This window comes from Rhodopirellula sp. P2, assembly GCF_028768465.1.
Classification (GTDB): Bacteria; Planctomycetota; Planctomycetia; order Pirellulales; family Pirellulaceae; genus Rhodopirellula.
This window is the reverse complement of record NZ_CP118225.1, coordinates 3,437,133-3,449,468: the sequence shown is the minus strand read 5'-3', so window position 1 is coordinate 3,449,468 and position 12,336 is coordinate 3,437,133. Positions and strand designations below refer to the sequence as shown.

Here is a 12,336-nt window from a genome sequence, read left to right as displayed (position 1 = left end):
GATGCTGCTACGTCTCACCTTGACCTTTCTCGCGTTTGGCATCGGCTCTTTGTCGGTGCAAGCACAACAACGCTTCTTAGGCCAAGGCGTGATGTCCGGCGAGGTCACATCGACCAGCGTGTTGCTGCAAACCCGCCTGACAACTCAGGAAGGCTTGGACGAAAACGGCGACCTTCCCGGTCAAACGGGAACGGTTCGTTTTGAATGGTCCACCGCCCCCAACTTTGAGTCGTCGCAATCAAGCGAACCCCTCTCAGCCAATCGCGACAACGACTTCATCGCTCGCCACAAGGTGTCCTCGCTCCGGCCGGGAACGCGTTACTACTACCGAGTGCTTGCGTCCTCGCCGGACGGCGAACAGCCCCTGGAACCGACAGGTCAGTTCCAAACGCTTCCTTCCGAAGTCTCCGAAGCCCCCCTTCGGTTCCTGGTCTTCAGTTGCATGAACTACAACAAGTTCCTGCATGGAAACCAAGCCAACGCCTCCGGTCCGCTGACCGCCACCGACGAAGACAAGCGACTCGGCTACCCAGCGCTCGTTCCGATGCGAGATCTTTCCCCGGCTTTCTTCGTTGGCACCGGCGACATCGTCTATTACGACAATCCGTATCGCAATGCAGAGACGTTGACGCAACTTCGCCAATGCTGGCACGAACAGTTTCGCTTCCCGCGGTTGATTGACTTCCTAAAGAATGTTCCCGGCTATTGGTCCAAAGACGATCACGACTTCCGCTTCAACGATTCCGACCATGGCAAAGACCGACTGCCACTGCCCCAAACCGGCATCGATGCTTTTCGAGAGCAGTTGCCAATTGTCCCCGCCGGTGATCACGAATCGCCCACCTATCGAACGTTTCGTGTCAATCAGCACCTTCAAATCTGGCTGACAGAAGGCCGCGATTATCGGTCGCTCAATCGCATGAAGGACGGCCCCCAGAAAACGCTGTGGGGCAAAGAACAAAAGCAATGGCTTCAGGACACACTGAAAGCCAGTGATGCAAAATGGAAGCTGTTGATTTCGCCGACTCCCTTGGTTGGCCCCGACGATGCCTATAAAAAAGACAACCACGCGAACCTGAAAGGCTTCCGGCACGAAGCGGACGAGTTCTTTGCGTGGTTGCAATCCAACCAAATTGAACGCTTCATGACGATCTGTGGCGATCGCCATTGGCAGTACCACAGCATCCATCCTTCCGGTGTCCACGAGTTTGCTTGCGGCGCCTTGAATGACGAAAACTCGCGAAAGGGAGTCCCACCTGGATCGCCCAAAGGCACCGATCCAGAAGCCTTGGTGGTGCAGCCATTCCTCTCCCCGGAACCCAGCGGCGGTTTTCTTTCGGTCACCGCGGGCGAGAACCTGTTGATCGAATTCTACAACGACGAAGGCAAACGACTCTACGAAGCTCGCCCCTGAGCAGGCGCACCGGGCGCCCCACACGGGTTCGGAGTTCCTGTCGCTTTGCGCACCCGCACCTGTTTAAAAATAGCTATTTAAAAAACAAACTCGGCTATGGGATTCCGGCCGGCTCAGTGGAAACTGAGTGGACAGAAACGCCTCCTGAAGACGCTTTCGCCCCCCCTAAGCATCTCGGGAACCAAGTGACGAATTCAGCGGTGCGGCAAAAGCCGCCCAGTGAGGAACCGCAGGGCTCGTGCCCTCCCGCGACTTCACTGGTGGTTCACTCGATGCGAACCACCGCGTTGCCCCCGCCCTCCGATGAGCAGCAGCATGAAATCCCGGATTGTTTTGATCGCGATGTTGGCGTGTATCACGCTCCAACCCGCCTTGGCGCAAGACCAAACCAAGCCCCACCCGGCGACCTTGCCTCACCCCCAGGTTGAGCCAGCACTCGAAACCATCCACGCCACGATCTCGGATGGCCCCTACCAAGCTGACTGGAATTCGCTGGAGAAGTATGAAATCCCACAGTGGTACAAGGATGCAAAATTCGGCATCTTCATCCACTGGGGTGCCTACAGCGTTCCGGCATACGGCAGCGAATGGTACCCGCGCCAGATGTACATCAATCGCGACCGCCGTGGCGACAACTTCTTCCAGCACCACATCGACACGTACGGTCCCCAAAAGACGTTTGGGTACAAGGACTTCATCCCGCAATTCAAAGCGGAAAAGTTTGACGCGCACGAATGGGCGCAACTCTTCAAAGACACCGGAGCCCGCTACGTCATTCCGGTTGCCGAACATCACGATGGGTTCCCGATGTACGACTGTGCGTTCACTCGCTGGGACGCCTCCGAAATGGGCCCCAAACGCGACGTGATCCAGGAACTCTCCGAAGCCGTTCGGGCGGAGGGCATGAAGTTTGGCGTCAGCAGCCACCGTGCGTTCAACTGGATGTTCTACGTCCGTGACAAATCGTTCGACAACGCGGATCCACAGTACGCGGACCTCTACGGTCGCCCGATGCCGTTCTTGTTCGAAGACAACGCCTGGGATTACCAGCACAACTTCACGCCACAAGACAAACAATTCAAAGACGACTGGCTCGCTCGATCTTGCGAATTGGTGGACAAGTATCAACCCGATGTGTTCTGGTTCGACTTCGGCATCACTCCCAAGCATGGTGACTCAACCCACGAAAACAATTCGTACGCCGAACACCTGCAGAAATTTGCGGCTTACTACTACAACAAAACCTCGGGCGATGATTCCGATCTTGGAATCATCAATTACAAATTCAATGCGTTCCCCGAATCAGCCGCTGTGCTGGACAAAGAACGTTCGAAAATGGCCGAGATCCGCAAACCATTTTGGCAAACGGACACCGCCGTCAGCTCCAGTTCCTGGGGCTACACCCAAAACCAACGTTACAAGACTCCTGAGCGTTTGGTGAACGACCTCGTCGACATCGTCAGCAAAAACGGTTGCTTGTTGTTGAATGTTGGCCCCCGCCCCGACGGCACGATCCCAGAAGAGGATCAAGCCATTCTGAAAGCGATCGGCGATTGGCTGAAGGTCAACGGCGAAGCCATTTACGAAACCACTTACTGGAAAACGTTTGGCGAAGGTCCAACCTCGGTCTCCGAAGGCCACGTGTCTGAATCCAAAGACAAACCGTTCACTTCGGAAGACTTGCGATTCACCACAAACAACAACGCGTTGTACGTGCATGGTCTGAAGTGGCCTGAAAGCAACCAGATCACGATCAAGACACTGGCCGCAGGCAGCGACCTCTACCCAGAAGAGATTGCGTCAATTGTCTTGCTCGGGTCCGACGAACCACTGCAATGGGAACGCAACGCATCCGGCGTCACCGTTTCACTTCCCAAGGAAAAGGCGTCCAAGTTTGCTTACGTCTTGAAGGTCACCCACTGATGCCCGAGTCGACCGCGTCGCAACCAATCGAAGATGCTGATGCTGCCTCGATTGGCAACCTGCTTCCGCCAATCGTCTTTGGCACCAGTGCGCTCGGCAACCTCTACCAAGCAGTCGACCGCGACACCAAGCGGTCGATCGTTTCGGAGTGGTTTGAAAATGGCGACGGCGTCGTCGCGGCCGACTCTGCCGGCAAGTACGGTGCGGGACTCGCATTGGAATGCATGGCGGACGCTTTGCGGTCACTGCAAATCACACCGGATCAAATCCTGATCAGCAATAAACTTGGCTGGCGCCGAGTGCCACTGAGAACCCCAGAGCCAACCTTTGAACCCGGGGCCTGGGTCGGGCTGGAACATGATGCGGTCCAAGACATCAGCTACGACGGGATCCTGCGATGCTGGGAACAAGGCTGCGAGCTGATGGCCCCCTACCGCCCGCAGTTGGTGTCGGTCCATGATCCGGATGAATACTTGGCGGCGGCGTCCAGCAACGACGATCGAAAACGACGTTGGGACGACATTCTGGGTGCCTACCAAGCGTTGAGCGAACTGCGTGACCGCGGTGAGGTCCTGGCGATCGGGGTGGGCTCAAAAGACTGGCAGGTCTCCCAAGCCTTGACTCGTGCATTCCCGTTGGACTGGGTCATGCTCGCGACCAGCCTCACCGTCCGGACTCATCCGCAACCCCTGCTGGACTTCGTTGAAACGCTGCGACGACAGAGCATCAGCGTGATCAACTCAGCCGTTTTCCATGCTGGATTCCTGACCGGTGGCGACCACTACGATTACCGAAAGGTCACGGGAGAAACCGCCGAAGACCGCGAGCTGCTCGAATGGCGAAGGCAATTCCAAAGTCACTGCGAGCAATTCAACGTTCGCCCGGCCGAAGCCTGCGTGGCCTTCGGCATGTCACCTCCTGGCGTGGTCGCAACGGCTCTGAACAGCAGCCGGCCCAGCCGGATCGCTCAGAACGTTCAACTGGTTTCAGCACACCCGCCTGCCGAATTTTGGGCATCAATGAAACAAGACGGTTTGATCGACGCCTCCTACCCCTTTGTCTGAATCAAGCCGCTATCATTTGCTTGACACTCGCCCGCTAGGAAACAACTTCGGTCTACCAAATGTCGGCGGATGGGCGTGAGCCCTTCGATGACGCGCTGGGCAACTGGTGCACTCCGCCAAGACGAACTCATTGCCGAACGGTTTCTTCGTCCACGCCTCTGGATCATGCGTGGCTGTTGCTTTTCTTCGTCCCTCCAACTTCTGCTCAAGAAACTCATGCCCGAACCAACCGTCGCCGAATCGCAAAATTCTGTTGAAGTGGTTCCCAAGAGTTACTTGGTCGCGTTTGTTCTGACGACGTTTTGCTTTGCCCTGTGGGGATTCGCAAACGACATCACGAATCCGCTGGTGGAAGCGTTTGGGCGGATTTTCAATCAGAGCAACTTTGCCAGCTCCTTCGTGCAGTTCGCATTTTACGGCGGCTACTGTTTCATGGCGTTGCCGGCCGCCTTGTTCATCAAAAAGTTCTCCTACAAAACCGGCTTGTTGGTTGGACTGGCACTGTACGCGCTGGGCGGACTGGCGTTCATTCCTGCGGCCAGCGTGGGTGAATTCATGCCGTTCCTGATCGCATTCTTCGTGATGACATGTGGCTTGAGTTTCCTTGAAACCAGCGCGAACCCATACATTCTTTCAATGGGTCCTGCCTCAACGGCGACCCAGCGTTTGAATCTGGCTCAATCATTCAACCCACTCGGATCCATCGTCGGAATCCTGACCGCCAAGTACGCAATCCTTTCCAATATCAATTCGTTGGACGGTCCCGAACGAGCGAAGTTGCCCATCGAAGAGTTCGATGTGATGAAGTTCTCGGACTTGGCAATCGTCCGTGGTCCCTACGTGGCGATTGGCTTGGTCATCGTGACCATGTTCGTGTTGATCCTGGTCAAAAAGATGCCGCACAATCAAGATTCCGACACGTCGCTGGACATCGCCGGAACGCTTCGCCGCCTGTCCGCGAACTCACGCTATGTCGGTGGAGTGATCGCGCAAGCCTTTTACGTGGGCGCCCAAATCATGTGCTGGACCTTCACGGCACAGTACGGCAAAGCGGTCTACATGGCCGAGGGGTTGTCGGCCGGCGACGCCGCCGCGTCCGCTTCGTCCTTCACGCTCTACTCCATGGTCCTGTTCGCCGTGGCTCGATTCGTCTGCACGTTCTTGTTGAAATACGTTCAGCCGGGTGCCTTGCTGATGGTTTTGGCTTCCGGTGCGATCGGGCTGCTGGTTCCCGTGATGCTGGTTGGGGGACAAACCGGACTCTGGGCCTTGGTCGGCGTTTCGGGCTGCATGTCCTTGATGTTCCCAACGATTTACGGCATCGCCCTGGACCGCGTCGGCGATGATGCCAAATTGGGTGCCGCCGGATTGGTGATGGCGATCGCCGGCGGATCCATCATGCCGCCGCTGCAAGGCTACTTGATCGACACCTGGTCGCTCAATTGGTCGTTTGTTCTGCCCCTCCTCTGCTTCGGTGTGATTGCGATTTACGGTTTGTTCACCACCAAGGCCAAGGCCCCTTCGGCAATTTCGCCCGCTTGAACCAGCCAAACAGGGTTAGAAAAATTCCCCCCAGTGTGTGACACTGGAGGGGCATCCTTCTCGGAAATGAGCTGCAGGGCTGATTCGACTCGTTCGACACGCCTGGCCAGCCGTTCCTCCAACCCGCTCACCAAACACGCTGATCATGTCGATCCAATGGTTCCCCGGCCACATGCACAAGGCTCGGCTGGAAATCCAAGCCGCTTTGCCCAAGGTCGACGTGGTGATGGAGATCATCGACGCTCGGATTCCCTATTCGAGCGAAAACCCAATGCTGGCCGAATTTCGCGGCGACAAAGCCAGTTTGAAGGTGCTCACCAAATCGGACCTGGCCGACCCACGTCTCACCGAGGAGTGGCTGGACGCACTGAACAGTTCCAGCTCCACCAAAGCTCGCGCGGTCACCACCGACGATGTGCCCACCATTCGGCGATTGAAATCCGCCTTGATCGGGATGTGCCCCCACCGCAAAGGACGCCTGATCAATGCGATGGTGATGGGCATTCCCAACGTTGGCAAATCAACGATCATCAACTTTTTGGCGGGTCGAAAAGTTGCCAAAACTGGCAACACACCTGCCGTCACGCAGCACCAACAAAAAGTCGACATCGGCGACGGTGTGATTTTGTGGGACACCCCCGGCATGCTCTGGCCGAAAGTCCACAACGTCAGCAGTGGCTATCGGTTGGCGCTGATCGGTTCGATCAAAGACACTGCGATGGACTACACCGACGTGGGCTTTTTCGCGGTCCGATACCTGATGGACCAATACCCGGATCGCCTGGCCAAACGTTTTGACCTGGAATCGATCGCGGCGACCGAAATGGAAGTGATCGAAGACATCGGGCGCCGGCGAGGTTGCCTCGGCCGGAGCAACCGAGTCGATCTGGAGCGTGCCTCACGCATCTTGATCCAAGAGTATCGAACGGGCGGCTTGGGCCAGCTCACGCTGGAGACCCCTGCGACGATGCAGCGAGAACGCATCCTCACGGAAAAGCTGGTGGCCGAAGCGGAAGAAGCCGCTCGCTTGAAAGACGAAAAACGCAAGAAGCGATTCAAGGCCAAGCAAAAGGCTCAACGCAAGTCACGCGAAATGGACGCCTCACGGCGAGAACGGCGACAGTAGCGTCAATAGCAAAGATTTCGCAGCCCAGCGTTAGCCTGGGCTGTCAAAAGGTTGGTATTGACACCGCTTTGGCCTGCGCAGGTTTCGTTCCTCGACTTCGCCCCAACGGGGCAGCCCTATGCCAGCCCAGGGCAACGCCCTGGGTTGTGGCGGGACCAAGATTACAAAGCCCCAACGGGGGCGGTCCTAGCGGGTTTTGGGGAGTCTTTCTTAGGGCCGCCCCGTTGGGGCTGGTGTCGGAATCTCCGTAACGAAACCCCAGGCGATGCCTGGGGCTATCTTAGAGCTGCCCCGTTGGGGCGTAGAACAGAATAAAAATCAACGTCGCATTTTCCGTGTCAATACCAACCTTTTGACAGCCCGCGTTAGCCCCAGTTGTACGCGGGAGCACTGACGTTTGCCAAACAAACGACTCCTGCCGACCTGCTTGACTCGGCGACGGCACATTTCACTCAGCCGGGTTGGCGGCAAACAGTTCATGGAAGAACACCCGCATGGCGTCCCACGATCGCAAGTCAGCCTTCTCGTTGTAGGCCGCGCCTTTGCTGTTGTCGTTGCCAGCCATCGGCTGGGTGAACGAGTGGACCGCGTGGGCATAGACGTTCATCTGCCAATCGACGTCATGTTCGTTGAACTCGGCGATCATGGCTTCGATCTCCGCCTCCGGAACAAACGGGTCGTCCGCGCCGTGGCAGACCAAAATTTTCGCTCGGATGTTGCCGCCGTCTTCCGGGGTCGGTGAATCCAACCCTCCATGGAAACTGACGATGCCCTGGACGTCCGCGCCGCTGCGAGCCAGCTCGATCGCGCCCGTTCCACCAAAGCAGTACCCAATCGCAGCCAACTGATCCGTGGCAACGTTGTCCGCTTGGCGAAGTTGGTCCAACCCCAGATTCAGGCGACGGCGGTAAAGCTCTCGATCGCTTTTGTACTTGCCCGCGAACTCAGCCGCCTCGGTCGTGTCTTTCGGCCGATCGCCACGACCATAGATGTCCAGTGCAAAGGCGATGTAGCCCAGCTCGGCCAACTGACGGCAACGCCGACGTTCGTAATCCGTCAGCCCCATCCACTGATGGACCACCAACACACCGGGTTTGCCCGCGTCAGGCTGCGTTCCCGCGGGACGCACCTTGGTGTCGAACGCCAGGAATCCTTCCAGCACCACATCGCCGTCGTTGTAAACAATCGTTTGTGTCTGCACTTCCGCGTTGGCGACCGACGCCGACCAAGTCGAACCGGCAATCAGAACTCCAGCGAACAACAACGCCGAACACGAGACACGAGGGGGACGGGCTTCACAACGTCGGAACAGCATGGAAATTCCTCAACAGGTGCAGTGGGTCTGAACATCAAACAACACCTGCGATTGTAAATCCAAACCCACCCCAACGAACAGAACATGCGACGAACCGTTCCAGGTTGAGACGACTTTCAATACCGCCGCACACGAGCGACCAAGATCATGCCGACACCGGACAACACCACGTTGCCGATCCAAACCCCATACGGCGGCATGTCACCCGCCTTGGCCTGGTCCAACCCCAGCAAATAGAGCGGGTAATAAACCAGAATCGTTGGCAGGAAACACATCCCGAACGTCGTCCAGTAGTCACTGGTCTTGGCAAGGATAGCGAGCGGGGCTCCCACCAGCACAAAGAAGAAACAGGTGAACCCTTCCGCCCACCGTCGCCAGGGCTCCGTCTGCAAACGAGTCAAACGATGGCGACTGGCGTGCAGGCTCGACTGAATCGACGCCGATTTTTCACCACCTATTTCAGAGGGTCGTGAGGTCAGCAAAGAAAAACCGGTGAACGCAGCCAACTCCCCAATTTTCGCGTGCGTGCGTTCTCGTTGCCGAAGGCGTTCATTTCGTATCAACCGCAACGGCAACTCACTGGGACTTCGCGTTGAAATGTCATCTTCTTCCAACGCGTTGCCCAAAGGAATTTCGAAACGATGCTCCCCAGGAATGAATCCCTGCAGAGCCTTGCCACGAATCATTTCACTGTCGACCAGCTTCAGAACGAGTGACTGTGTCTCTTCGTCCATCATCAACTGACCTTCACTGGCGGTCACGGTGAACGCATCGTCCCCTTTGCCACGCACGGTGACACGCGGCGAAATCATCCGGCGATCCACAATCTCGCGGACATGGATCGAGAAACCATGATCCGAGGTGTAAGAGTGGTCCGATTCCAACAACCGATAGGCGATGTCTTCGATCGAGAGCAGCACGACTCGCTTGACGCCGGGCTTTCCCCAGGAAACCGCCATGTCACTGCAGTAAACCGCGACCGGGCTGAGCAACGCGGCGAACACAATCGCCGGCTGCAGCAATCTCAGTGGTGAGATCCCCGACGCTTTGACCGTCGAGATCTCTCCATCTGCGGCCATCCGTCCATAAACGCAGCAAACCGAAAACAATGCCGTTGCCGGGACCGCGTGCTGCAGTGAAATCGGGATCGCGAAAGGCAGCAGTTGCAGGACCGCCATCGGTCCCAAACCTTTCCGAATCAATTCGCGTCCCACCGCAATCAGCAGAATCAGGGTCGTCAACACGAACAGCGCAACGATAAAGATCCGGAGGATCTCGAAGAGAATCGTGCGAGTCAGACGGGTTGGAATCACTGGTTCTGAATCAAGTCGGCGGAAGCGTACTCTTTCAAACGTCAGAAGTAGCAAAACGACGCCGCCGCTGACAGATCAGCTCTGACCATCCTCCATCCCCTCCCCATCCGCCTCTCAACCCCCACGGATCAGCTTCGTCCCTCCAGAAATCGCTCGCAAATCGCCTCCTCCGAAACGTGAAACACGATCGGATCTGCTCGTTTCACATGATTCCTCTCCGCCGCTCTGCATCGTTTCCGACCAATCCACTGCGAGCGTCGAATTGCCCCCTGGGGCGGGCTTCAAGTTGTCCCCCGTTTCAAGCAGAATTCGTTCCAAGCAGAATCAGTTGCAAATTTCAGGTCGATCTCAATCCTGCAATCACCCACAATCTGGCTCGCAAGTTTCACCGCTCCCCCTGACCGCCCCGTCCTTCTCACCTTCGATCTGCATGTATTCAGAAACAGCCGGCACCCGCAAGACGCTCGGTGACGTCGATGTCCTTTACCACGATGGCATCTACCATCTCTTTCATCTCGTCCTTCCCAACCACGACTTCATCGCACACGCCGTCAGCGACAACTGCTTCTCGTGGCGACGTGTCGAGAACGCCTTGTTCATCGGCGATCCCGGCGGCTGGGACGATTCGATGCTGTGGACAATGCATGTCAGCCCCAACCCGCATCGGCCGGGATCGTGGCGAATGTTCTACACCGGACTTTCACGTCGTGACCACGGCGCGAAACAGCGACTCGGGATGGCAGAAAGCGATGACCTGTATTGCTGGACCAAGGCCCCTGTCGCTTGGAAAGACCGGCGATCCGCCTTGCCCTACGATCTGCCCGGTCGGCCGCCCCAGCCTCCGTTCAAGCAAGACATGCAGAGTTGCTTCCCGCTCAGCCCCGATCGCCAGCACTATGAATCGGAGGTCGATGAAGCTCGCAACTGGGTTTCCTGGCGAGACCCGTTCTACTACCACGAAAACGGACGCGGTTGGTTGCTGGCGGCAGGCCGGGTCAACCACGGCCCAATCGTTCGCCGCGGCTGTGTGGCGGTCATGGAAGAAGTGGAACCAAATCACTTCCAACAACGACCTCCGCTTCATCATCCCGGTCTCTATGACGACATCGAGGTGCCCAACCTGTTCAAGATCAACGGCGACTACTACCTCGTCGGCAGCATGCGAGAAGATGCAAAAATTCGGTATTGGCACACGGAAAAAATTGGCAAGCCATGGCGGACCTACGCCGACAACGTGCTGCTGGCCACCGGCAACTACGCCGGCCGAATCACAATGGATGACCATGGCGTTTTGCTCTGGAGCTTCTTCACCCCCGGCGGCGATGATCGGCAAACAGGCAATTTGATGCCACCGCCCAAACGCATCTCAAGATTGCCAAACGGCCAATTGGAAGTCCACACCTTCGAAGGCTTTGACTCCCTGGTCGATCGTTCAATCCAGGTCGAGCAACTCTCCCCCATCAAAGCGGTCGCTTGCCAGTCCGCACGAACTTCCAAAGACAATTCGTTTGACTTGGATTGCGAGTCTGGATTTCAGTGCTTTGTCTTGGACGAGAACCTCAGCTGCTTTCGATTGCGCTGCCAGCTGAAGATGCTGGACGAAGGCAAGTGCGGCGTTGCCTTTCGACTCGATCGCGAAACGCATGATGGGTACTACCTGTCGCTGGACCTGTTCAAAGGGGTCGCTCAACTGCGTGCCTGGGGCAGTGGCCCAGACGGCTCGGGCGAAGAAACGATGCAGTTCCAAAGCCTGCAAGCCGGTTACTGGGAGCGAGAAGTCCGAGGCGAAGTCGAACTGCAACTGATTGCCTACGGCAGCTACATCGAGGTGTCCGTCGGCGGCCACGTGCTGCTCTCCCTGGCCGACCAAACGTTCACCCAAGGTGCCGTTGGCTTCAACCTGGAAAGTGGCAACCTGCGGGTGTCTCACCTGACGGTCGAACGCTTCTTCCCACCCATCCAATCGGATGAACATCTCGCCAACGGCTGACCCTCGTTTCGCGCGCTTCCTATCCCGAAGCGTGACGTGGCCTGCGGCTTCTAGCTTCTAGCTTCTAGCTTCTAGCTTCTAGCTTCTAGCTTCTAGCTTCTAGCTTCTAGCTTCTCGTGCTCGTGCTCGTGCTCGTGCTCGTGCTCGTGCTCGCCGTACGATGGGCTTCCAAGCCCGTCGAATGGAAAGCCCGACGCGTGAGCGAGGCACCGCACCACATCCCCACGCCAGCTCCGATTTTGAGATTTGCATTTTGCAATTTGCAATCCACCACTCATCGCTCGCCATCTGTCGCCGCTCCGCGGCTTTCCCGGCATGGGTATGCAACCAAAACCTCGGATCAAAGCCCCGAGACTGACCGATGTCACCGCTCCGCGGTTGTTCGATCCCCCGGCCCCACACAACCAGTGGCGGAGCGACGACAGTTGTTGCACCTCGTGATTCAGCATGCCCCCACTATTCCCGCCGTTTCGAATCCAGGTGGCACCCTGGGCTCTGTTTTTGATCTCCGAGGGGAGTCGAAAGCACGAAGCAACTCGCCCTCCCCAGGGTGGGGAACTCAAGTAGTGTCACCCTCCAGTTCTTCGCTCAAAATTCACGGTAGGGCCACTTGGGCTAAACTCTGGATTGCGTAGGTTTACGCCTTGGC

At 57.1% G+C, this 12,336-nt stretch carries 8 protein-coding genes; 6 read left to right on the top strand and 2 right to left on the bottom strand.

Annotated features, from left to right (window positions below):
- The first annotated feature begins 1 nt into the window (after position 1).
- The 5 genes from PSR62_RS12220 (at position 2) to ylqF (ending at position 7,069) form a co-directional block, all read left to right on the top strand.
- Positions 2-1,414 carry an alkaline phosphatase D family protein gene (locus PSR62_RS12220; protein ID WP_274408013.1) on the top strand — a complete coding sequence of 471 codons (1,413 nt, stop codon included), beginning with the start codon at positions 2-4 and terminating at the stop codon, positions 1,412-1,414.
- Positions 1,415-1,717: 303 nt separating this feature from the next.
- Positions 1,718-3,337 (top strand): alpha-L-fucosidase, encoded by a 1,620-nt coding sequence (locus PSR62_RS12215; protein WP_274408012.1) that lies wholly within the window; start codon positions 1,718-1,720, stop codon positions 3,335-3,337.
- Entirely contained in the window at positions 3,337-4,401 is a 1,065-nt protein-coding gene (locus tag PSR62_RS12210; protein WP_274408011.1) for an aldo/keto reductase, read from the top strand. Before PSR62_RS12215 ends, PSR62_RS12210 begins: the two co-directional genes overlap by 1 nt.
- A gap of 216 nt (positions 4,402-4,617) precedes the next feature.
- Positions 4,618-5,943 (top strand): L-fucose:H+ symporter permease, encoded by a 1,326-nt coding sequence (fucP, locus tag PSR62_RS12205; protein WP_274408009.1) that lies wholly within the window; start codon positions 4,618-4,620, stop codon positions 5,941-5,943.
- A 145-nt stretch (positions 5,944-6,088) separates the two neighbouring features.
- A complete protein-coding gene (gene ylqF, locus PSR62_RS12200) occupies positions 6,089-7,069 on the top strand; it encodes a ribosome biogenesis GTPase YlqF (RefSeq protein ID WP_274408008.1) in 981 nt (326 codons plus the stop codon).
- 448 nt (positions 7,070-7,517) lie between these two features.
- On the opposite strand, the gene PSR62_RS12195 is transcribed toward ylqF, so the two are convergent.
- A complete protein-coding gene (locus tag PSR62_RS12195) occupies positions 7,518-8,384 on the bottom strand; it encodes a dienelactone hydrolase family protein (protein ID WP_274408007.1) in 867 nt (288 codons plus the stop codon).
- Between the two features lie 116 nt (positions 8,385-8,500).
- Positions 8,501-9,697 carry an LptF/LptG family permease gene (locus tag PSR62_RS12190; protein WP_274408005.1) on the bottom strand — a complete coding sequence of 399 codons (1,197 nt, stop codon included), beginning with the start codon at positions 9,695-9,697 and terminating at the stop codon, positions 8,501-8,503.
- 430 nt (positions 9,698-10,127) lie between these two features.
- On the opposite strand from PSR62_RS12190, the gene PSR62_RS12185 reads away from it, so the two are divergent.
- A complete protein-coding gene (locus PSR62_RS12185; RefSeq protein ID WP_274408004.1) occupies positions 10,128-11,687 on the top strand; it encodes a glycosyl hydrolase in 1,560 nt (519 codons plus the stop codon).
- Positions 11,688-12,336 lie beyond the last annotated feature (649 nt).

What these genes read in the sequence shown, in the direction of transcription:
- PSR62_RS12195 (WP_274408007.1), bottom strand. Translation starts at nt 8,384, where the DNA reads ATGCTGTTCCGACGTTGTGAAGCCCGTCCCCCTCGTGTCTCGTGTTCG.
- fucP (WP_274408009.1), top strand. Translation starts at nt 4,618, where the DNA reads ATGCCCGAACCAACCGTCGCCGAATCGCAAAATTCTGTTGAAGTGGTT.
- PSR62_RS12210 (WP_274408011.1), top strand. Translation starts at nt 3,337, where the DNA reads ATGCCCGAGTCGACCGCGTCGCAACCAATCGAAGATGCTGATGCTGCC.
- PSR62_RS12220 (WP_274408013.1), top strand. Translation starts at nt 2, where the DNA reads ATGCTGCTACGTCTCACCTTGACCTTTCTCGCGTTTGGCATCGGCTCT.
- PSR62_RS12215 (WP_274408012.1), top strand. Translation starts at nt 1,718, where the DNA reads ATGAGCAGCAGCATGAAATCCCGGATTGTTTTGATCGCGATGTTGGCG.
- PSR62_RS12185 (WP_274408004.1), top strand. Translation starts at nt 10,128, where the DNA reads ATGTATTCAGAAACAGCCGGCACCCGCAAGACGCTCGGTGACGTCGAT.
- ylqF (WP_274408008.1), top strand. Translation starts at nt 6,089, where the DNA reads ATGTCGATCCAATGGTTCCCCGGCCACATGCACAAGGCTCGGCTGGAA.